Source organism: uncultured Pseudoflavonifractor sp., from assembly GCF_944387805.1.
In the GTDB taxonomy this organism is placed as follows: Bacteria; Bacillota; Clostridia; order Oscillospirales; family Oscillospiraceae; genus Pseudoflavonifractor.
The window spans coordinates 1-22,227 of record NZ_CALXGI010000040.1; the positions used below are offsets into that span (position 1 = coordinate 1).

Consider the following 22,227-nt stretch of genomic DNA (forward strand, 5'->3'; position numbering starts at 1 on the left):
GGTGATCAGCTTGGCCATGGTGGCGCGGTCCACGCCCTCAGCAGGGGCGAAGGAGCCGTCGGGCTTGCCCTCGATGACGCCCAGGTCGACCATCAGGGACACAGCCTCAATGTTGGTGACCTGATCCATATCGGTCAGATCAGCCGCAGTCTTGTCCGCAGCGCCGGCGCCGATGACCATCATGCCCAGGAGCATGACGGAGGCCAGAGCCAGGCTGAGGACCCGCTTGAGGTTTCTCATTTGGAAATTCCTCCTTCTAAAATTTGAGTTTAGGGGACGAAAACGGCCGCTCAGGGTCGTATAACGCCCCTTTCAGTCGAATGAAGAGAAGGAAATATATCTGTTTTCAGGAGAAAAGGGCTTGTTTCAGGGAAAAAAGTCGGCTTGGTAGACATTTGGTAGACACAGCCCGGAAAAGGGAAAAAAGAAAAAGCCGGAATCCCTTGGAGCGCAAAGGATTCCGGCTTTCAAACTGGTAGACTTTTGGTAGACATGGCCTGATATTTGCGGCCGCGGAGGCGGAAAAAACAGTAAGACCAATTTCCAAGACAATCCTTTCCAGAGATTTGTGAAAAAGGAATAAAACCAGCTGAAAAAGGACATAGTGACACCATAGAGACGACAGGAAACGGAAAAAGGAGGGGCCGAAAAGCGTGAAAATGAAATCATGGAGCGGGGAATGCTGTAAAATTACTTTGATTTTACATGAGACTATGTTATAATATCTACGACTGACATGGACCTTATGTTACGCCGGAAAAACGTCGGGAATCTCCCTGAACAGAAGGAGTACGGCGGCTCGTCCACTGGCGGCCCAGATTATAAATACAAATTGTCTGGCCGGTACTGCACCGGCCTGCTTACGGAACAGGCCGGCTTCCGGCCGCAACGGAGAGAATAGAGGGTGCCGTTTTGACAAAATATGTGATTCGCGGCGGTAAGCCGCTTTATGGCGAAATCGATATCAGCGGTGCTAAAAATGCTGCGGTGGCTATTATTCCCGCTGCACTTTTGGTGGATGGCGTATGCCGCATTGAAAATATTCCCCAGATCAGCGATGTAACGCTGATTCTCAACATCCTGCAAGAGCTGGGGGCTGATGTACGCACGGTCAACCGGACTACGGTGGACATCGACTGCTCCCATATCCGCAACGCAAAGGTCCCCAATGAACTGGCGCGGAAAATTCGCGCCTCCTACTATTTGATTGGCGCCCTGCTGGGCCGCTTCGGCAGCGCTCAGGTGCCCCCACCCGGCGGCTGCCATCTGGGCGACCGCCCCATCGACCAGCACATTAAGGGCTTTGTGGCCATGGGCGCTGAAGTGGACGTCCGGGGCGGTTTTGTCAACGCCTGGGTCAAGGACGGCAAACGCCTCAGCGGCGCCCAGGTCTATCTGGATATTGTCTCCGTGGGCGCGACCATGAACATTATGCTGGCCGCTACCCTGGCCGAGGGTACCACAATTATCGAAAATGCTGCAAAAGAGCCTCATATTGTGGATTTGGCCAACTTTCTTAACTCTATGGGCGCCCGGATTATGGGAGCCGGCACTGACGTGATTAAGATCAAGGGCGTGGACCGCCTTAATGGCGGTGCCTACTCCATTATCCCGGACCAGATTGAGGCGGGCACCTATATGGCCGCTGTGGCGGCTACCGGCGGCGAAGTGTTGATTAAAAACGTCATCCCCAAGCACCTGGAGTGTATCACCGCCAAGCTGGTGGAGACCGGCGTGGAGGTAGAGGAGCGGGATGACGCTGTTCTGGTACGCAGAGACCCCTCTGTGCGCCTGACCCGCACGAACATCAAGACCCTGCCCTATCCCGGGTTCCCCACTGATATGCAGCCTCAGATGGCCGTGGTCCTCTCCCTGGCTGAGGGCACCAGTGTGGTCACCGAGGGCGTGTGGGATAACCGTTACCGCTATGTAGATGAGATCCGCCGGATGGGCGCCCAGTTCCAGGTGGACGGCAAGGTGGCCGTCATTGAGGGCGTGGATCATCTCACTGGTGCGCCTGTGCGGGCCTGCGACCTGCGGGCCGGCGCGGCCATGGTCATCGCCGGCCTGGCCGCCCACGGCGTCACCGAGGTGGACTGCATTCACTATATCGAGCGGGGCTATGAGGACATCGTTCGCAAGCTCTCTGGCGTGGGTGCTGACATCCGTGTGGTGGTCACCCCCGATGAGGATAAACAGGCTCAGGTGGGCTGACAAATAGCCAGTCAGGGCGGCGGCAATGTGCTGCCGCCCTGTTTTCATGAGCTTATAGAGAAAAATTGCAGAAGCGGCCGCTTTTCGGCCTGTTCGGCAGACATTACATAGGAGAGATTTACTTGCTGTCACTGACCACCCTTGCCAGCGGCTCCAGCGGCAACAGCCTGCTGGTGTCCGACGGTAAAACCCATGTCCTGATTGACGCGGGCATCTCCGCCCGCCGGATTACCAAAAGCCTGCGGGAGCTGGGGGTTGACCCGGCAGGACTGGCAGGCATTCTTATCACCCACGAGCACTCCGACCACATCTGCGGATTGACAACCCTGGCCAAGCAGTTCGACATGCCGGTATATGCCAGCAAGGGCACCGGGCGTCAGCTCTGCTATCGGATCGCCTTTCTGGAGGAACGGCTCAGGGCCTTTGAGGCTGGTGCGGCCTTTGAAATAGGAGGATTGATGGTGGAGTCCTTTCCCACGCCCCACGATGCGGCGGAGAGCGTGGGCTATGCTGTCTCCGCCGGGGGCAGAAAGGCTGCTGTGGCCACCGACCTGGGCAGGGTCACTGAGGAGGTGGCCAGGGGGATTCAGGGCGCCAATCTGCTGGTGGCAGAGACCAACTACGACCCGGAGTGGCTCCAGTCCGGACCCTACCCCTATTATCTGAAGGAGCGCATTCAAGGGGACTGGGGCCATCTCTCCAACCAGGCGGGAGCCGACCTGGCCTGCGCCGCAGTGGAAAATGGGACGAGCACTGTGATACTGGCCCATCTGTCCAAGGAGAATAATACTCCTGCCAGAGCCTACGGCACGGTGCTGGCCGCCATGGAGCGCCGGGGCATTCGCCCAACGGCTGATGTGCGTCTGGAGGTAGCGCCCAGGAGCGAGACGGGCGCACGCTATGAGGTGTAAGCGATGCTGGGAATCCATGTAATCTGCGTGGGGAAACTAAAGGAAAAATTCTACACGGAGGCATCTGCCGAGTATGCCAAGCGGCTGGGCGGATACTGCAAATTCCGGCTTATTGAGCTGCCCGAGGAGCGGCTGCCTGACAGCCCCTCCCAGGCCCAAATCGACGCCGCCCTTGGGAAGGAGGCCGACGCCATCTTCCAGCGCCTGCCCAGAGGCGCTGCCGTCACTGCCATGTGTGTGGAGGGGAAAGGGCTCTCCAGCGAGGAGCTCAGCCGCCGCATTACCGACTGGGCGGGACAGGGCCGCAGCCAGCTCTGCTTTGTCATCGGATCCTCCTACGGTCTCCATCCCTCTGTGAAAGAGCGGGCCGACCTGCGGCTGTCCATGTCCAAAATGACCTTCCCTCACCACCTGGCTAGAGTGATGCTGCTGGAGCAGATCTACCGGGCCTTCAAGATTGCTGAGGGATCAAGTTACCATAAATAAGTAATACCGGATGGATAAGAAAACGCGCAGCCCTTGCGCATTACTGTGACAAGGGCTGCGCATTTTCTGCACATTTGAAATTTGTGGGTATTTCTGGACTTCAGGGGTGGATAGCGGGGCGCTGTTGTGCTATAATCACAACAGGGGGAACCGTGATTCCGGAAATTCAGATATTGGAGGTAAGTCCCATGTCCTATCGTGATATGTATGAAAAATGGCTGAACAGCCCTGCCCTCAGCGAGGCGGAAAAAGAGGAGCTGCGCAGCATTGCAAATGATGAAAAGGAGATCGAAAGCCGCTTCTTTGCTCCCCTGGAGTTCGGCACCGCCGGACTGCGGGGCACCATGTGCGTGGGACTTCACCAGATGAATGTCCACGTCATCCGCCACGCCACTCAGGCCTTTGCCGAGGTCATCCTGGCCGAGGGCGGCAACGCTGCGGAGCGGGGTGTAGCCGTCTGCTTCGACTGCCGCAATCACTCCCAGGAGTTCGCCCATGAGGCCGCCAGCGTTATGGCCGCCAACGGCATCAAGGTGCGTATCTTTGACGCCCTGCGCCCCACCCCCGAGCTCTCCTTTGCCGTGCGGGAATATGGCTGCATCGCCGGAATCAATGTTACCGCCAGCCACAACCCCAAGGAGTACAACGGATATAAGGTCTATTGGCAGGACGGCGCTCAGCTTCCCCCTCACCACGCTTCCGCCATCGCCGCCAAGATGGAGGAGCTGGACCTGTTTGACTCCATCAAGCGCATGGACTATGATGAGGCGGTCAAGGCCGGCCTCATTACCCTGATGGGCGCGGAGACTGACGAGAAGTTCCTCGCCAACGTGATGGGTCAGGTCAACGACAAGGCCGCCGTGGAGAAAGTGGCCGACACCTTCAAGATGGTCTACACCCCCTTCCACGGCACCGGTTACAAACTCATCCCTGAGGCTCTCAGACGCCTGGGCATGAAGCATGTTATCTGCGTTCCCGAGCAGATGGTGATTGACGGCAACTTCCCCACCGTGGTCTCTCCCAACCCGGAGAACCCCGAGGGCTTCTATCTGGCTGTGGATCTGGCCAAGAAGGAGGGGGCCGACTTTATCCTGGGCTCCGACCCCGATGCCGACCGTGTGGGCATCATGGTCAAGAACGACAAGGGCGAATATATCACCATCACCGGCAACCAGACCGGCGTGCTGCTGCTGGACTACCTGATCGGCGCCAAGAAGCGCACCGGCAAGATGCCTGAGAAGCCCGTGGCGCTCAAGACCATTGTAACCACTGAGATGGCCCGCAAGGTGGCCGAAACCAACGGTCTGAAATGCTATGACACCTTCACCGGCTTCAAATTCCTGGCTGAGAAGAAGGACAAGCTGGAGAATGCCGGCGAGGGCAAGGTTATCTTTGCCTACGAGGAGAGCTACGGCTACATGCTGGGTGATTATGTCCGCGACAAGGACGCTGTCACCGCCGCATTGGCCCTCACCGAGATGGCCGCCTGGTACGCCGGACAGGGCATGACCCTGTACGACGCCCTCCAGAAGTGCTATGAGAAGTACGGCTTCTACGGCGAAAAGACCCTCAACCTGGTCATGCCCGGCCTGGACGGTCTGAAGAAGATGGCTGACCTGATGGCCGGCCTGCGGGAGAAGCCCCCGGTGGAGATCGCCGGCGTGGCTGTGAAGCAGCAGAAGGACTACAAGGACGGCTCCGTAGTCAATGTGGCCGATGGCGCCAAGAGCACCATGGAGCTCAGCGGCTCCAACGTGCTGCGCTATGAGATGGCCGACGGCACCAGCCTTATCGTCCGCCCCTCCGGCACGGAGCCCAAGGTCAAGGTCTACATCCTGGCCAATGGCGCCACCAAGGACGAGTGCGACGAAAAGGTTGCGAAGTACGCCGCCTGGGCTGAGAGCCTGAAGAAGTAAACAGCAAAAATCCCTGCGGATTTCGTCGAGTCCGCACAAGGGTAATTACAGGATTTAGGGACAGGCAGGTGTTGCCTCTGCAACACCTGCCTGTCCCTTTACATACTTTTTTGGGTATTCATGAGTTCAACCGCGCCTTACTCCACCAGCCCGTATTTGACTTTGATGCGGTCCAGTTTTTCCAGCATGGGTTCGGCGGCGAACCAGAGGAAGATCCATGTGGCGGCGGCCTGAATGCAGTCCATGGGAAAGCCGGTGACATAGTAAGCTGCCAGCACGCCCCAGTTGAGTTCCGGCGCCCACAGGAGGGCCGACGCCGGATTCATAATTCCGCCGTAGATAAGGACGGCGGCCAGAGCGCCGTAGACACAGAGGGAAATGCGTGTCCGCCGCAGCCAGCCCTTGCGGAACAGGATGCCTGCCAGAAAGCCGATGATGCCCATGGCAAACATCTGCCATGGCGTCCATGGTCCCTGAGAGAAGAGCACATTGGATGCCAGCATGGTCACGGCTCCCACCAGGAAGCCGGTCTCTCCGCCGAAGGCAACCCCTGCAATCACGGTCATGGCCATCACCGGCTTAAACTGAGGCAGCATGAAGAAAACTGCCCGGCCGGCTACCGCGATGGCACAGAGCACCGCAATGATGATCAGCTCTCTCGCCTGGGGCTTCCGGCCCTCAAAGATCAGGAAGAACGGCAGCATGGTTTCCAGCAGGACGAGCAGGGCGATGAAGTAATACTTCCTGCCGTCCAGATAGTAGACGCCGATAAACAGCGTCAGCGGAATCAGAAGAAGGATCAGGGCGGCGGCAGCCAGGGTGCGGCGGGAAAGGTTTCTCTTTTCACGCGGGGTCTGCGCAAGATAATCCGGCCTGCGGCTGCGCCTGCTGATACATGCGGCGAACACAAGCAGGGCGGCAATAAAAATCCCATATTGCAGCAGCTGATTGGATGCCAGCGGCGTCATCCCCTCCGCGCCGATCAGTTTTGTCAAATCGGTCACATTTATAAATTGAAGAAATAAGAGCAGGGCCGCCGCGCCGGAAATCACAGCGCCCAGCTTGCGCCACCAGGGCAGGTTTTTGCTTTTTCCATTGGCCGGGCCGCCGTCCGGCTCCGGCAGAATCCTGCCGTCTGACGGCAGCTCCGGCGCCTGCGGCAGAATCCCGCCGCAGGCGGAAATCACGTCCTCTGCTGTTACAGCCTCCGGCAGCAGCCCCCGGGCCATGCGGTTGGCAGCGGTAGTATAGAAGCTGTTGCCGGAGAAGAAAGCCCGGGGCGTCCCCTCGGTAACGATGCTCCCGTCAAAAAACAGGGCGCACCGGTGGGCGTATTTCGCGCAGAACTCAATGTCATGGCTGACCATCAGTATGGCTACGCCGCGGCGGAGGAGGACGGAGAGGATTTGCGCAAATACCTGCTTAAACTCTGCGTCCAGTCCCTTGGTCGGTTCGTCCATGAGGAGGATCTCCGGCTCCAGCAGGAGCACCTTGGCCAGGGCTGCCCGCTGCTGCTCCCCGCCGGACAGGTCGTAGGGATGCCGGTCCAGCAGATGCTCCAAGCCGCAAAGGCGCACCATCCGCGCAAGCCTGCTGTCCGCTGCTTCCGGCGCCATTCCTCTTCCTTTCAGAATTTCGGCCAGATCCTCCCGCACGGTTTTCTTGACGAACAGGGCCTGCGGGTTCTGGGGCAGGGCGCCCACCCGGCCATGGACGGACACTTCGCCCCGGTAGGGCTTCAAAAGTCCTGCCGCCAGCTTCAGCGATGTGGTTTTTCCCGTGCCGTTCCCTCCAAGAATTGCCAGAAACTCCCCTCTTTTTACGGAGAGAGACAGCCCCTTCACCACGTCCGGCAGATCCTTTTCGTACTTGAACCAGAGGCCTCGCAGGTCGAGCACCGAATCCGGGTTATGGGGGTGGGGCGCCTCCGGCGGCAGGCGTTGCAGCGCGCGGCAGCCTGCATACGCTGCCAGCCATTCCCTTCCATCGCGGACGGTGACGGGGCACGGACTGTCATTTTCCACCGCCGCCCACACCTGCATAGCCGTGGGCATGGCCAGGAACATGGCATGCCCGCTCCGGCGCAGCTGCATCCCAACCTCACAGGGCGTGCCGGTGCAGATGAGCTTTCCGGCGTCCATAACCGCTACGGCAGAGGCCAGGGGAAAAGCCTCCTCCAGCCGGTGTTCAGTCAGCAGGATGGTGGTGCCCAGTTCCCGGTTGATCTTTCCAAGTGTGGACAGAAAATCACTGGCGGCAATGGGGTCCAGCTGGCTGGTCGGCTCATCCAGAACCAGGACAGAGGGCTGCATGGCCATGATAGATGCCAGATTCAAAAGCTGCTTCTGCCCGCCGGAGAGCTCGGTGACGTTCCTGTAAAACCAGGTCTGAATACCGAAGAAGCTGGCCATTTCCGCCACCCGGCGGCGAATGGTTGGCGTGTCGTACCCAAGGCTCTCCAGTCCGAAGGCCAGCTCATGCCACACCTTGTCCGTCACGATCTGATTGTCCGGCGACTGGAGCACAAAGCCGATCCGCTCCGACTGCTCCCGCTGGCCGATGTCATCCAGGGGCGTCCCATCCAGCCGGATCTCCCCGCTGCGCCGCCCGTGGGGGGCCAGAACGGTCTTGAGCTGCCGTAGCAGGGTGCTCTTGCCGCAGCCGGAGGGGCCGCAGAGCACAAGAAACGCGCCGGCAGGCACCGTCAGGGTGACGTCGTCCAGCGCCTTTTCCCGCTGCTCCGGATAGAGGAAGGAAACATGCGACAGCTCCAGGCTGCCTGATGTCATTCTGTTCAAACGCATCTTCCGCCTTTCTGCAAAGTTTCCCGCTGAGTCCGGATGGCCGCTTCCCGCTGCCGGCGCGTCCGGGCAGACAGCTCGTGGGCCACATAGTCCGGCGCAATACGCTCCAGCACGGAGCAAATGCCCGGCGCTGTCCATGGGAGATGCCGGTCAATCTGCAGGATGTGCCGGTAGTTTTCATTAAACCTCGTCAAATAGTCCTTCCCCTTGCTATCCGGCGGCCGGCCTGTATGGGAGCGCACATAGGCGCCGCTGATGGATTGGTGCAAGTGTATCCCGCGGACGAAATCAGACAGGCTGCCGTGGCAGTCCAGCATCCGGTGGATATACTGCACGCCTTCCTCCTGGGTGCGCAAATCCAGGCATGTATTCATCAGGTGTCCTGTGTCCAGCAGGATGCCCTTGCGGGCAAAACGGATGCCATTCAGCAGGCGCTCTGTCTTTTTCGGATCGGTAAACGTAAAACCGGGCCACCATTGATTCTCCACAAGAAAGGTGAAATCCGGCGCGCAATCCCGCAGCAGCAGATTGATGAGCTCCACGGCCGCGTCAATGACCTCCTCGTCCGAGTGGAGCCAGCGGTAGGTATATCCCTCCTCCAGAGAAACGTCCGATACATGGAACACCATATACCGGGCGTTCAGCCGGCGCGCCCGGTTCAAATCCGCGCGGTACAGCTCCAGCAAGGTGTCCGGTCCGCTGCCGCCATAAAACTGATAGGCGGTGTCCAGGCTTCCGAATTTGCGCCGGAGCGCCGCCTTGTCCTCCCGGTAAAAATCCAGCCAATCCGGATAAAACGTAAGGTGATAGCTCACAATCAGGTCCCGGGGAATATCCTCCGGGCCCGGTCCGCCCGGCCAGATTCCCTCCACGCCGGTACAGCCAAGAGCGGCCAGGCTTCGGCGCAGGTCATCCCAGCTGTCATAGTCTGTGAGAAGGTTCTGCCCCAATGGAAGACACATGACATACTTCATACATTTCCCTCCCGCAGCTTTTTCCACTTCCGGTCGGCCAGCAGATCCACCCAAACCGGCGTCAGACACAAGGCGAAATACACAAGCTGGAAGCTGATGGTCAGCGGCGCCGCCACGGCTCCGCGGACACTGGGATAGTACCGCCAGTACAGGCCGCCTGCCATCCAGCCTGCAAAAATATAGAGTCCGCAGAATCCCAGCCACACCAGCGCCGCCTTGTCCCGATCGTCAAAACGATAGATGGAAAAGGCTGTCCGGCCCGGCAGGCCGTAGCCCCGGCTCTTCATGCTGTCTGCCGTCTCAATGGCATTCTCCAGCGCCCATGTCACCAGAATGGACAGGATGGTTACAGCATTTCGCAGCCGCTGGAGCACGCTCCCGTTGGACACATCCCGCCCCACAGACCGCTGGGCCTCGCTGACCACATGGAGCTGGGCTTTAAACTTGGGGATAAAGCGCAGCGTCATACTCAGCACCAGAGAGAGAGCCGGGATAATCCGCCCGAAGAGATAGACAAACTTGTCCGAGGTCATCACCGCCGTGTAGCAGGAGAACCATGTGATGACCGCAGAGAGCATCATGGCTGCTGCCGCGCCGTACAGAATGCTCTCCGCAGTCAGTGGGTTCCCCGAGGGCAGGTAGGTCAGGACTGTCATGCCCTCGTGGTTGAACGCCGGATTGATCAGAGCCGCCATGAGCATCATGGGAAGCAGATACAGGAGGCTGGAGCGGATCGCTTTTCTCCCGTTGAGATAAATGGCATATGTCAGGGACGAGACCAAAGAGATAACAAGGCTGGCCGGGTGCATGAAAAACATGGTAAAAACCAGTACCAGCGCGAAATAGAGAAAATTGATGGCTGGATGATAGCTGGAAAAGGTATCCCGGTTCTGCATGAAATGCCGCCCCCTTCTTGACGTTTTGCAGCCGTTTTCCCGCATGGCATTCCGCTTTCTTTCGCCGGCTCCCGCCGGCCGGCGGGAGCCGGCGAAAGAAAGCGGGGATGAGGGCTGGGGCGGCTGCCGCCTCAGCCCTCTGTCAGGTTCAATTCCCTGTGGAATAAAAGCCCCCCACATCCACGCCCATATCGCAGGTATACACCCACTCCACCACGTCGCCGTCCTGAAGCTGGTAGCGGCTGCAGCCGTAGTTGGGAAACCAGCCGTTCACCTGATACATCCAGCCGGAGCGCTCCCCGCAGTCAAACTCATAGAGGTTGTGGATTCCCTCAATGTAAGCGCTGTTGTACATGGGCGTATTCTCAAACTCCATGTGGATGCTCTGCTGCTTGCAGGTCCGCTGGAGGACATTGAATACGCTCTCCCCCTCGTAGAAGGTCACCTCCGTGGGCTTTAGGATCCAGCCATCCTCCGGCACAAGCTCCACCTTCTCCGGGTCCAGCCAGTCCATGTGATCCAGAATGGCCGCACAGGAGATGGAGAGGGTACAGGTGCAGGCCGTATCGGAAATCTCTGCGTCCTGGGGTTCTACCGGCAGAGGCCTGCCTTCCGGCACCGGATCGGTGAGATACTGGTCCTTGCCAGCGGCGGGATCAATCACCATGCCCTGGGACTCTGAATATTCCGTACCCCCAGCCGTGACACCGGCAGAGGAACCTCCGGCGATTTCCGCTGCGGCATCCACTTTTTCCTGGGCAGTCATGCCGCCCTCTGTTCCGCCGGGCCGGCTGTCAATTCCCGCTTCCGGCGACTGTCCGGCCGGAGTCTCCAGGACGCGCCCATATTCCGGCTCAGGCAGTTCTGCCGTCCCGTTCTGCCCGGAAACATCGCCGCCGCTCTCTCCACTGACGGAGGCCGGAACGGAGCTTTCCATCCCCTCTGCCTGCGCGGCAGGGGGATTCTCTGTGCTGCCGGAAGCTGGAGCGAGAGCATCTCCAGCCGGAGACGGATTGGTTACTGGCGTCTCCGCCTGCGCGGCAGGGCCGGCTTCTGCCGTCCAGCCCTGGAGGCCCGGTGCGCTGCCGCCATACCAAAAGGCAGCGGCCAGCACAGCCACAATCAGCACCGGGATCATGATCTTCCACTTGTTCTTTTTCCACCACATGCCGTCCGTTCCTTTACAGGAGATTTGCGCTGCCCAGCAGGTTGTAGAGCATCTGGGCAATCTCACAGCGCAGGATCGCGGCGCTTCCCTGAATGTTCAGGGCGGAATCGTCCAGGATGCCTTCCTGATAGCAGAAAGCCAGCCCCTCCCGGGCCCATTCCGGCGTGGCAACATAGTCGGTGAACTGGGCCAGTACATCCCGAACCGCGCCGTCATTCAGATCCGTATCCATGCCGCAGAGGTCTGCTGCCCGGGACACCAGGACGGCGGCCTCCTGCCTGGTAATGTTTCCCTCCGGGTTAAACCGTCCGCCGCCTACACCGTTGATTAGCCCATAGGTGTTGGCGGTTCCCACATAGGGGGCGTACCAGGCGGCGGAGGGCACGTCGGTAAAGGCATCATTGGCCGCCGGCTTCAGGCCGAGTGCCCGCACGACGATGGCGGAAAATTCAGCCCGGGTCATAGGCGCATCCGGGTCGAAGCGGCTGCCGCCCCTGCCGTCGATAATCCCCCGGGCGGCCAAAGCCTCAATGGCCAGCTGGTTTTCATGGGCGTTGGCGCCGGAGATGTCGTCAAAGGTCTTTCCGGGCGCTGTGATGGGCCGGGCCGTTACGTCAGCGTGCTTGCCCGGCAGGCCGGAGCTGGAGGGCCGCCCATTTTCTTCCCCTACGGCGATGGCGTCAGACATGCGGTAGAGGCTGTTTTGTCCCTGCCGCGCCCGCTGGACAGCCACCATGCCGTAGAAAGCCTGTTCCGTCGCCATCAGATTGGAGCCGCCGCCCGACTGGGTATGCCGGAAGCCGCTGCCCGGCAGGCAGTAAGTCATGAGGTTATCCAGCAGGGTATTTCCGTTCTTCACAAAGCGCGGATCATCCAATGAGACTCCCAGTTCGCACAGGGCCACAATGACCTGTACCACACTCTCAGAGTTGGCAGTGTCCCAGGAAGCGAAGCCGCCGCCGCTGTCCTGCATGGCGCTCAGGCAGGACAGGGCATCCTCTGTGGCGGCTCGGACTTCCGCCTGGTCCTGATACTTGGCCAGGGCCTGGAGCGCCATGCCGGTGATATCCGGGTCTGCGCTGCCGCTGCCGCCTTTGGCGGTCAGATTCCAGCCGCCGCCCGCCAGCTGCCGGGAGAGGATCTCATCCACATACATCTGACGGGTGGCCTGGGTTTCGGCCTCCGGGTTCTCCGGCATCGGGTAGTTCCGGGAATCCAAGGCGATGAGGGCCCAGATAGGGCCGTTGATACCCTGCCAGATGGTCTTGTCATAGTCTCCGAGCGCCACCGTCAGGTCATAGCCCGCCACATCCCGCGCGTCTTTTCCGATGGCGCTCAGCGCCACAATAACGCGGCTGTACTCCGTGTACTTCTTGTCGTGGAGGTTTCCGTCACAGGACTTTACGTAGGCCTCCACGGCGGCGTAGTAGTCCTGATAGTAGGCCGCCGGCACCGCATAGCCGCTTCTGGCCAGACCAAGTACGGTCCACTCGCCGCCGATGGAACCCACTTGAGGGCTCGTTACCGTTTCGTACAGATACTGTGCCGTGTCCGCAACGGCCGCCGCCAGTGTGTCGTCCGATACCGCGGCCGATGCTGAAACAGCCGTGCTTATTGTCAGTACCAGCATGAGGAGCAGGCACAGAGTACGTTTTCCCATTTGCTTCATCCGTTTTCATTCCTCCGCTTATTGTGTTTTGCCTGGAGACTCCCGGCGCAGAATTTCCGCAGACCGTCTGTGCGGCGCCGGGAGCCGCAGGTGCAGCTGCATGCGCTCCGTGAGGCGGGGCTGCAGGCACAGCGCGCAAACCCGCCGGATGGAGCCGGCCGGATTATCCCGCCATATTTATAATCAGCCGCTGAAGGATTGCTGCCGCCTCGGCCCGGGTGGCGGTGCCGGTAGGAGCGAGGGTTGGGCCGGTTCTGCCGCTGATGAGGCCGGAATCAACCGCCCACTCCATGGCTTCCCTTGCATAAGAGGCGACCTGCCCCTGGTCACAAAAGCGGCTGAGATCGCCGGAAGCGGCGGTATCCATCCCAAGAAAGCCTGCATACCGGTACAGCATAACGGCCAAGTCCTGACGGGTGATACTCTGATCAGGCTCGAACAGGCCGTTGCCCACGCCGTTGACGATCTTGTTGCTGCTGGCCCAAGTCACCGCGTTTTCGTACCAAGCGCCGTCTGCCACATCGGTAAAGCTGCCGGCTCCTTCTGCCGCGGCGTCCTCCAGGCGGTAGAGCACCGTGACCAGCATGCCGCGGGTCATTGGCGCGTCAGGGGAGAAGGCCGTGCCGCCGGTGCCGCTGAACAGCTCCCGGGCTGCAGTGAAATCAATGGCGCCGCTGGCCCAGAAGGTATCGGCCACGTCGTCGAACTCCTTGCTGTTATCAACAATCCGCACAGTGGCAGGACCGGGCAGAATGGCCGCATGGCTGCCGCCTTCCCTTACGATGGACTTTCTGATGATGGTTTCCGTGCCGCCGTCATGCACAAGAGCCAGCACATTTCCGGTATCCCTTTCCCCGCCGGGGATGGTCACGGCGATGCCGCCGGCCACGGTTTTCACGCTCCTGCCGTCCACGGACACATCCACCTGCACAGCGCTGGCAGTCTTACCGTCCGCACCCGTCACAGCGACCAACCCGGCGGAAATGGCTGCGGTGGCGCCGCTCTGGGCTGCCAACTCCGCCAGGCCCTCGTTGGTGATGGTTATGCCGGCGATGGGGGTGGAAACGGTCAGGTCAAGATTGCTGTCATCCGCGATGGCGCTCACCGCCGCCTTGGGCAGCTCTACCGTCACCTTAGAGGCACTGCCGGTAATCTCCGGGGTCACCGTGAGGGAGGAGATGCCGCTGCCGCCGGAAGCCTGCTCCAGCGCTTGGCGCACAGTTTCGGCGTCCACCCTTGCGATGGCTTCGCCCTGCCCGTCAATTGCGGCTTTGGGAGTCAGCGCCACGGTGCGTTCATCCTCCGGCAGATTTCCGATGCCGGCGTTTGCGCTGCCGCCGGATGCACCGTTGGAACCGTCATCCAGATCTGCGCCCAGATTGGTCGTATAGCGCCACTGGATCTTGTCGCCGTCTTTCAGCACATAAAGGCCGGCGCCGACCTGGGGATAGGTACCGTTTACACTGTACATCCAGCCGCTGCCCGGACCGTGGTCGAACTCACCGTCGCCGTCAATGGACTGAATGTAAACGCTGTTGTACTGCTGGGAGAACTCGTACTCATAATCAATACCGTACCTGTCCATTGCCTGCTGGAATACAGACCAAACCGTGGCGCCTGTCTCGGCTTCGACTTCGGTTTCCTGGAGGACATATCCCTTGTTAATGGTCAGCTTATCTATGGACATGGTGACGGTAATTGTGTTATTGCCGCCGGGCAGATTTCCGCCCGAATTGTCCGTAACCGTGATGGTTGCAGCTGCGGTCTTGCTGCCGTCCACCGTCGTAACCGTGACAGCGGCAATACCTGCCGCCACACCTGTGACAAGGCCGTTTTCGTCCACGGCTGCAACCGACGGGTTGCTGCTGCTCCAGGTAACAGCCTTGTTCTCTGCGGTATAGGGGACGACTGTTGCAGTCAGCTGAAGAGTTCCTCCCACGCGGATGCTGCCGCTCTCCGGTCGCAGTGCCACATTGGTGACTGCCGTGCCGCCGTCCGCACCAAAGGTCATATCGTTCATGTTATACAGAGTGAACGCATTATTCTGATAGAAGCGGTGCAGCGCAGCCAACGCATAGTAAGCCTGTTCCGTCGCCATGCCGTTGCCGCCGCCGGTCTGCGAATGGCTGAAGCTGCCGTCCTCCTGCTCGTACAGCTTCAGGCCGTCCACCAGACTGTATTGGAAAATGTCATTCTTATCTGGATCGATGCCAAGTTCGGTCAGCGCTACGATTACCTGCGCGGTGGATTCCGAGCTGCCGAAGTCGCCGCGCGTACCCTGCATGCCGGCCAGACGTTCCAGCGCCCCATCAATGGCCGCCTGTACGTCTGCGCGATCGCGGTGCTTTGCCAGCGCCTGGAGCGCCATTGCAGTGATGTCCACACTGGTGCTCTGATTGTCTGTCAGGCCAAAGCCGCCGTCTTTCAGCTGGTAAGTGCTCAGCAGCTTATCGATCATCTGATCGGTCGTCATGCTGACGCTTTCCGGCTGGGTAAAGCCGTCATAGGCGTCGATTGCAAGAAGCGCATAAATCAGCTCATTGGAGCCCTGCCGGTCGCCCAACGCCCCTGCTCCGGGCATATTGGTCTCCTTGTTCCAGCTGTAATCCAGCAGGTTGACTCCGCCCACATCGGTGGGATCCTTGCCGATGGCAGTCAGCGCCAGGGCGATACGCTGCGTATCGGTGACGGTATTGTCCCAAGGCGCTGATTCGGCCTCCTGCTTCTGTACCTCTTCCACTACTGAGGCGTAGTAGGTTTCGTAAAAGTCCTCCGATACGTTATATCCCGCACGGGCAAGGCCGAAAATGCCCCACTCTGCGCCAAAGGACGGTGTACCGATCGTACTGTACATATACTCGCCGGTGGCCGCGAGCGCCTGCTCTGTCCAGTCCTTTGCAGAAAGGTCAGGCTGGATATCGCCCTTAGTGACTGTGACGGTAAGCGTAATCGAATCGCCCTCATAGGTAACATCCGCAGGTGTGCCGACCAGAGTCACCGTACCCTCCGAAACGCCTTCAATCAGCCAACGGTCCATTGAAACAGAGCTTTCATAATAATGATAGCCCTCGTCTCCCGGCATATAGATAGGATAGTTGCGGTATACTCTGACCTTACCGCCGTCCGAGCTGCTCTGCTCCCACGTCATATAACTCTCGGAAACATGCAGTCCGCCATAGTGTACATCCGGGACCCAGCTTAAACTCTCCGGCTTGCTGTCTGCGCTTGAATAAGGGCCTGTAAAGATCAGACCTGCATCAATGGCCTCCCCGGTCGCAACGGTAAGCGACTCGTTTTCTGCCGTCAGGCTGGTCAGCGGGTTCAGGTATTCTATGGTCACCCGACGCGTATCTGAAAGTTGATTCTCCAGATGTGGGTCTTTTGTAGTGACGGTTACATCCACTTCCCCTGCTTTCAACGGAACCAGCGCCGGCACCAAGGAGACGCCGGGCAACAAAATGCTTTCGTCAGAAACTGCTACATCATACTCTGTATACGAAGCGTTTTGGGGCAATACAGAAGCAATTTTCTCTCTTGTGGTGATATCATTATTATTTTCCAACGGATTGAAGTTGGCAACACCCGGCGTGTCGTTTTGTCCAATGGAATTTGGATTGCGCAGGTGCAGATAATATGGGCTGTTTTCTTCGTTATAATTGCATGTGATACCTGTCGCTGGCACATAGGTCGTGTTGATCGTCACTTTTGCGCTGACGGTACCCAAAGTGGCTGTGACATCCGCCGTACCTGCGCCATGCACCCAGACATCACCGGTGCTCATCATGCTGAAGACTGACTCATCCGTGCTGGCCCAGCTGAACAGTGAGGCGTATACCCGTACCGGTTCCTCTTTGTCATAGGTCACATACGGAACGATGTTTTTCTCTTCAGAGCCGGTAAGCGTGTACGTTTTATTGGTATAATCCTGTCCATCCACATACAGCTGAAGCGTATACTCCTCCGGCACCGTGACTCTCAGCTGTACAGAGGCAAGAAGCCCGTTATCGCCGTAGGCATTGACGGGGATTGTCCCCGGCTCCTCTGCAAAGACGCTGCCGTCTTCACCGACAATAATGACAACCGAGTTGTCCTCCCGCGCATCTTCCCAGCGGACGTTTCCCTCATAGCCCTTCAGAGAGAGCTGCGCGATATCGCCGCTTGTCAAGCCGAACACATCAGTCTCCAGCGGGAAGTCCGGCCCGAGGCTTTCTGTTTCCTTACCAGAAACCAGGTCAGTCAGTACGACAGGGTACTCAAAGTAATTACCCTCGCTGGCTTCGCCCTGCCAAGGGTAGGCGTTGTCGCTAAGGGTCCACTCCATTCCGGTCGTGCCCCTATGGCTGTTCAGCAGGGCAATAAAATCTGCCTGCTTCATCTCGGTTTCGGTTTTGTGGCTACTTCCAATCAGGCATGGCGTATCCCCGGAAGTCGGATACCACGGGCTTCCTTCCGCCCCGCTCTGCCAATAGCTGTAAATGATGTAACTGTCTTTTGCGCCATAGTCGATAAGGCCGCCGCTGTATTCGTCAACAACTGTGCTGGTGTAGCAATTGACGATCATGGAACCCGAATTCATCGCGCCGACCATGCCGCCGCTACCGTTTACGGTTTCTGCCCACGAGAAGCAGTTGATCAGTTTGCCGGAGAGTTTATCTGCAAACGGTTCGCTCTGGCATTTCCCAGCGATTCCGAGATTCTGGATCACGCCGGCAGCTCCAATGTTATCTACCAGCCGGTAGGATCTGTCGTTCACAGTATCGCCATACTGAAGTGTAACCACATGTCCGTCGCCGTCCAGCACGCCGGAAAACGTCACCGCCTGCATGCCCGCGCCGAAAACGCCTTCGATGTCGTTTGCCAGCTTATAGTAGCCTGTACCGCCATTAAGCGCCTTCTCCAGTTCCTCCGCGGTGGAAATCATTGTCCACTCTGTTCCATCCGGTGGGGTCACAGGCTGGGGGACATCCGCCGTCCTCAGCGCAGCAATCGCCGTTTCCAGCGCCCTGGTCGCTCCATTCAGAGACTCAGCTGTTGCCTGGTCATTCTCCAAGGCGGCGTTGGCGGCCTTCACCTGCTCCTGCACCGCATTCCATGTGTCCGCAGTGTAGTATTTTGTGCCTCCCTCGGCCGCCTGGCTGTCAGGAACCCTGGCCAGCGCGGCATCCAATGCGGCACGGGCGGTTTCCGCGTCCTCCCCTGTGACGGGGTTGGGTTTCAGTTCGTTCTGGGCCCTGGTCAGGGCATCCGCTGCATTGCTTACCTCCTCCTGCGTCACGCCGGCCTTGGCAGCAACTGTTTTTGCGGTTTCTAAGGCGCTCTGAAACGCTTTCCAGCTGTCGTCTGTGTAGTTGCCCTGTTCGGTGATTTTCTCCGCCTCCGTAATTGCCGCATGCAGGGCGTCCTTGTCAACCTCGGACGGGGGAGGGACTGTGGGTTCTCCGCCCCCGCCGCCGGCTGCACCGCGGGTGGGCTTCGGGATTCCGTCCGTATCCTGCGCCCAGAAGAGCAGGCCTTCGCCGCCGGCATTTTTGTTCAAACCGTCCAGCACAGTTTGATAGCCGGCATTATCAGCCGTGATTTCCGTCGCCTCATGGCTGCTTCCAAACGCGACCCCTTTGGAGCCGTTGACATAGTAGCAGTTGGTTACGCTGCAAAGAGTTCCGCGTCCGCCGCCGGCGATGCCGAAAGCACTGCTCAGGCTGCCTGCGGTCAATTCTCCTGTGGTCAGACAGTTTTGGATGGCGCCGGCAGTGAGCGTCCCGACCAGACCGGCAATATCGTCAAAGCCGCCGCCCGTGACGGCTGCGCCAGACCAGCAGTTTTCAACTGCCCCTCCCTGCATGGTGCCTGCCAGCGAGCCTGTGCCGGTGACTACCCCATCCAGGCGCAGGTTCCGGATCGTGCCGCCGCTCAGCTTGCTGAACAGCGGCTGTCCGGCAAGGGTAATGGTATAGCCGTTTCCATCCAGCGTACCAGTGAAGCCGAGATCGCCCCACTGACTGGGGTTCCATCCTGCATCCAGGATGATATCGTCTGTCAGCACATAGCTGCCGCCGCCCATGCCTTGCAGCTGCGCCTGTGTACTGATTTTTTCCGCCGCTTCGTCCGCTGCGGATGCCGCTGTGGGCAGCAGACTGATCAGCATGCCGATCACCAGAAACAGACTGAGTATTTTTTTGCCTTTTACGCAGACCATGACATGTTCTCCTCTCTTTCCAATCAAGTGTCCCGCCATGAAGAAAAAATATGGCAGACGCAAAACGTCACCACAGCCGTTTTGTGGCCTATTGACGCCAGAAAGGCCGCTCTTTTGGCAGGCTTTCCGACTTTTGCGGCTGCAGGAGTTCTGTTCCTGCCGGTATCCCCCTGCCTCCTTCCATATTTCATCACTCCTTTGCTATCGTTAAAAATGGCCCGGCCCAGTTCTCTGCCGCTGCGGCTGCCGGCAGTATGGCGGAGAAAGGACCGTGCAAAATCTTTTATTGCGCGCTCACCCCTTCAGCGGGATTCCGGTTTTCCGCTTTCTCCGCATGCTCCTTACGGGCGTCTCCCTTCGAACCCGACCGCGGAGGAAGCCCCGACATGCGGACTGCCGTCTGCCAGCCGCCAAACCGCTCCCGGATATAGAGCCCGCCGGCCACGTCCCGCTCCCGCGGAGTTTCCCCCAGGTCCGCGGCGCATTGCCGGATGTACTCCAGCAGCTGCCCGTCCGTATCTCTCTGATGGGCGGCGCCCCAGGCCATGTCCCGCTCCCTTCGGATCTCCAGCTCCATCCTGGCCGCCTCCAGTTTTGCCTCACGTTCGGCCCTGCGCTGCGCCTTTATGCCGTCCCGTTCTCTCTTGAAGAGCCGGGCCTGCACCTGGAATTCCTCTTTGAAAATCTGACGGCTGGCAATAGGCTTCTGCTTCCTTGGAGGCTTCAGGCCGGATGCCGCAACGACGCGATTCCAGCCGCCCAGCCGGGACGAGATATATTTGCCCCCGACGATCTCGCCGGCATTGGGCGTCACTCCCAGCCTTGCCGCTTCGCTGCGGACATAGTCGAGCAGCGCTTCGTCGCTGGCATCGGCATGGGTCTGTGCAAACTCTGTCTCCCGCCGCCGCAGGGCTTCCTTCGTCCGCCCCTCCACACGCTTGTTGAACCACCGATCTCCACGGAACTGTTTGTCACACATGGAATCCCCTCCCCATATGGATGCAATATGCCCCTATATACTTGCGGGCTCATCCAGAGCGCCGCGTTCTTCTGATGCCACCCATTCTCTGGAGGACTTCTGACTCATGCGCCTCCCCGCAGCTGCGACGGATTCTCACCGGCCTTCCTTGTCCAGCCCGGCGGGGCCGCAGGAAAGAATGCGAGATGAAAAAAGAAAAAACGGACGCAAAAATACGTCCGTTTTGCCCCGAATACGGCCAAGAAACAATAAAGCGGACGCATGAAAATACGTCCGCTTTGTCTCCCTTTCGGGGAAAGAAAGGGGGCACGAATCCCGTGCGCGCCTTTCTCCTGGCGTTTTTTGTCAGAGCAGCCCCGCAGAAAAGCGGGGGGAAGCTCTTAGTAGGTCTTCTGACTGATGTGTCCCGGCGGCTATCAGGCCGCCACCGCATATCCGCCGCCTTCCCAACTAAGCCATTACGACCGTCAGTGACCTGCTTTCGCAGAAAGCGAATATACTCCACAATCACAGCTATTGAATTGCACGTCGCCGCAGCTTTCGCCGCAGTCCCTGCTGCAAAACATGTCCAGGACTCTCACCTGATTCCCTTGTTCAGCACGAACAAGGATGCGTGTCCGGCCCATTCCGGGGCCGGGTCGCGCATTTGCCACAAAAGCCGGATGTTCCCTATGCAGTTGTCTGTGAAATTTTCTGACAAATGGATTATAACATAGCTGGTCAAGAAAATGTTGTTCCGTTCTTGCGAATTAGTTATTTTTTTCAAAAAATTTCTTGCCCCGCATCTTGTCACGCTATAAAATGAAGGAGAAGAACAGAACAATATGGAGTTTTTTTACAAATGAAACGCGTTAAGAATGTCGAAGAGATCCTCCGGTATATAGAGGATCATTCCGATCGAGTCATTACAGTCGACGAACTGGTTGCCCTCTCCGGGTATTCCTTTTATCATTTCTGCCATGGCTTTTCCAGCTATACCGGCGTGCCTGTGGCCACATATCTGCGCCGCCGGCGAATGGCCCGCGCCGCCCAAATTCTTCTGGAGGACGGACAAACCGCCGAAGCGGCGGCAGCCAGTGGGTTTCGCACCTCCTCCGGCTTCGCCAAGGCCTTTCGCAGGAACTATGGCCTCTCCCCCCAGGAGTACCGCAGAGAGATGTCGGAGGAGCGGTTTCGGGTCAGACCGTCCCTGCGTTCCCTGGATACGTTCACCGCCGTGGGATACCGGCTGGCGCCGCCCAAGAGGGAATTCGACGTGCTGGACGCCGGGGCCTACTGGATGGAGAAGGACTTCTCCTCTGTAAGCAGAGAGGACTACCGCAAGTTAAGCGGGCCGGAGCCCATTGAGATCGGCGCATGGGTCCAGCCAAACCGGAACACCGGAGAACTGTTCTATTTCTTCGGACCGGTTGTGCAGAACACCGACTTTATCCCAGCCGGTCTGGAGCCGCTGGAGGTGGAGGCCGCGGACTACGCCGTATTTCCTGTGCCGCCGGGTAATGGCAACATGACGCTGCTGAATGAAAATGTCCGGCGTATGTGGAAATACGTCTTTGGAGAGTGGCTGCCGCAAAATGGGCAGTACCGGACTGCAGAGGGGAAAACCGACCTGGAAATCTACCGCGGCGGCAGGACTTCCCTCTATGTTCCGGTTCGCCGTTTGTAGTCTCCGCGTGGGGCAGGCTCCTCCCAATTCAACATAAACATATGTAAAAAGGCAGGACGCTACCACAACAGCAGTCCTGCCTTTTTGTCATTTATCGGCCAATCAGCCCCAAAGAACCGCCGCACTTGCTGTGCAGCAGTTCTTTGGGGCTTGACTGTTTTTATGATCATAAGGCTGCGTCGTTAGGCCTAAGGGAATTTTTGTGCGAAAATGAGCTTTTTATGTCTCTTTTTCGCGGAACAGGGCGCAGGATGTACGGAGAGAGGAAACAGGATGGCCCGGAATGTGCAACAAATGCCGCCGGGACGGGATAGAGTGAAGGGCCAGACAGGGCACAACCAAAAGCAA

Annotated in this window: 13 protein-coding genes and 1 riboswitch; of the genes, 5 read left to right on the forward strand and 8 right to left on the reverse strand. The window is 58.8% G+C overall.

Annotated elements, in window-relative coordinates; all coding sequences use genetic code 11:
* Positions 1-240, reverse strand: a 240-nt coding sequence (locus tag Q0K06_RS09605) for an S-layer homology domain-containing protein (RefSeq protein WP_294551649.1), incomplete at its 3' end; no start/stop codon positions are given.
* 672 nt (positions 241-912) lie between these two features.
* On the opposite strand from Q0K06_RS09605, the gene Q0K06_RS09610 reads away from it, so the two are divergent.
* The 4 genes from Q0K06_RS09610 (at position 913) to Q0K06_RS09625 (ending at position 5,527) form a co-directional block, all read left to right on the forward strand.
* Positions 913-2,214 (forward strand): UDP-N-acetylglucosamine 1-carboxyvinyltransferase, encoded by a 1,302-nt coding sequence (locus Q0K06_RS09610; RefSeq protein ID WP_294551652.1) that lies wholly within the window; start codon positions 913-915, stop codon positions 2,212-2,214.
* 122 nt (positions 2,215-2,336) lie between these two features.
* Positions 2,337-3,125, forward strand: coding sequence for an MBL fold metallo-hydrolase (locus Q0K06_RS09615; RefSeq protein WP_294551654.1), 789 nt, complete (start codon positions 2,337-2,339; stop codon positions 3,123-3,125).
* 3 nt (positions 3,126-3,128) lie between these two features.
* A complete protein-coding gene (gene rlmH, locus Q0K06_RS09620; protein WP_294551656.1) occupies positions 3,129-3,611 on the forward strand; it encodes a 23S rRNA (pseudouridine(1915)-N(3))-methyltransferase RlmH in 483 nt (160 codons plus the stop codon).
* Positions 3,612-3,799: 188 nt separating this feature from the next.
* On the forward strand, positions 3,800-5,527 hold the full coding sequence (locus tag Q0K06_RS09625; RefSeq protein ID WP_294551658.1) for a phospho-sugar mutase: 1,728 nt from the start codon (positions 3,800-3,802) through the stop codon (positions 5,525-5,527).
* A gap of 137 nt (positions 5,528-5,664) precedes the next feature.
* Here the strand turns inward: Q0K06_RS09625 and Q0K06_RS09630 are convergent, their stop codons facing one another.
* The 7 genes from Q0K06_RS09630 to Q0K06_RS09660 form a co-directional block, all read right to left on the reverse strand.
* The gene (locus tag Q0K06_RS09630) at positions 5,665-8,316 is read right to left on the reverse strand and encodes an ATP-binding cassette domain-containing protein (protein ID WP_294551675.1); all 2,652 of its coding nucleotides are present in this window, start codon (positions 8,314-8,316) and stop codon (positions 5,665-5,667) included.
* Between the two features lie 5 nt (positions 8,317-8,321).
* Positions 8,322-9,305, reverse strand: coding sequence for a TIM barrel protein (locus Q0K06_RS09635; protein WP_294551660.1), 984 nt, complete (start codon positions 9,303-9,305; stop codon positions 8,322-8,324).
* Positions 9,302-10,201, reverse strand: a complete 900-nt coding sequence (locus tag Q0K06_RS09640; protein ID WP_294551662.1) for an energy-coupling factor transporter transmembrane component T — start codon at positions 10,199-10,201, stop codon at positions 9,302-9,304. The genes Q0K06_RS09635 and Q0K06_RS09640 overlap by 4 nt, the downstream gene beginning before the upstream one ends.
* Positions 10,202-10,349: 148 nt before the next feature.
* Positions 10,350-11,369 (reverse strand): DUF4430 domain-containing protein, encoded by a 1,020-nt coding sequence (locus Q0K06_RS09645; RefSeq protein WP_294551665.1) that lies wholly within the window; start codon positions 11,367-11,369, stop codon positions 10,350-10,352.
* Between the two features lie 13 nt (positions 11,370-11,382).
* The gene (locus Q0K06_RS09650; protein WP_294551667.1) at positions 11,383-13,029 is read right to left on the reverse strand and encodes an S-layer homology domain-containing protein; all 1,647 of its coding nucleotides are present in this window, start codon (positions 13,027-13,029) and stop codon (positions 11,383-11,385) included.
* A gap of 172 nt (positions 13,030-13,201) precedes the next feature.
* Positions 13,202-19,234, reverse strand: a complete 6,033-nt coding sequence (locus Q0K06_RS09655) for an S-layer homology domain-containing protein (protein WP_294551669.1) — start codon at positions 19,232-19,234, stop codon at positions 13,202-13,204.
* Positions 19,235-19,517: 283 nt separating this feature from the next.
* Positions 19,518-20,213, reverse strand: coding sequence for a hypothetical protein (locus Q0K06_RS09660; RefSeq protein WP_294551671.1), 696 nt, complete (start codon positions 20,211-20,213; stop codon positions 19,518-19,520).
* Positions 20,214-20,577: 364 nt separating this feature from the next.
* Positions 20,578-20,837: riboswitch (cobalamin riboswitch) on the reverse strand.
* A gap of 217 nt (positions 20,838-21,054) precedes the next feature.
* Between Q0K06_RS09660 and Q0K06_RS09665 the strand changes: the two genes are divergently transcribed.
* The gene (locus Q0K06_RS09665; protein ID WP_294551673.1) at positions 21,055-21,879 is read left to right on the forward strand and encodes an AraC family transcriptional regulator; all 825 of its coding nucleotides are present in this window, start codon (positions 21,055-21,057) and stop codon (positions 21,877-21,879) included.
* Positions 21,880-22,227: the final 348 nt, after the last annotated feature.

Coding starts and splice junctions, on each gene's coding strand:
- rlmH (WP_294551656.1), top strand. CDS start 3,129: ATGCTGGGAATCCATGTAATCTGCGTGGGGAAACTAAAGGAAAAATTC.
- Q0K06_RS09625 (WP_294551658.1), top strand. CDS start 3,800: ATGTCCTATCGTGATATGTATGAAAAATGGCTGAACAGCCCTGCCCTC.
- Q0K06_RS09630 (WP_294551675.1), bottom strand. CDS start 8,316: ATGACATCAGGCAGCCTGGAGCTGTCGCATGTTTCCTTCCTCTATCCG.
- Q0K06_RS09635 (WP_294551660.1), bottom strand. CDS start 9,305: ATGAAGTATGTCATGTGTCTTCCATTGGGGCAGAACCTTCTCACAGAC.
- Q0K06_RS09640 (WP_294551662.1), bottom strand. CDS start 10,201: ATGCAGAACCGGGATACCTTTTCCAGCTATCATCCAGCCATCAATTTT.
- Q0K06_RS09645 (WP_294551665.1), bottom strand. CDS start 11,369: ATGTGGTGGAAAAAGAACAAGTGGAAGATCATGATCCCGGTGCTGATT.
- Q0K06_RS09650 (WP_294551667.1), bottom strand. CDS start 13,029: ATGGGAAAACGTACTCTGTGCCTGCTCCTCATGCTGGTACTGACAATA.
- Q0K06_RS09655 (WP_294551669.1), bottom strand. CDS start 19,234: ATGGTCTGCGTAAAAGGCAAAAAAATACTCAGTCTGTTTCTGGTGATC.
- Q0K06_RS09660 (WP_294551671.1), bottom strand. CDS start 20,213: ATGTGTGACAAACAGTTCCGTGGAGATCGGTGGTTCAACAAGCGTGTG.
- Q0K06_RS09665 (WP_294551673.1), top strand. CDS start 21,055: ATGAAACGCGTTAAGAATGTCGAAGAGATCCTCCGGTATATAGAGGAT.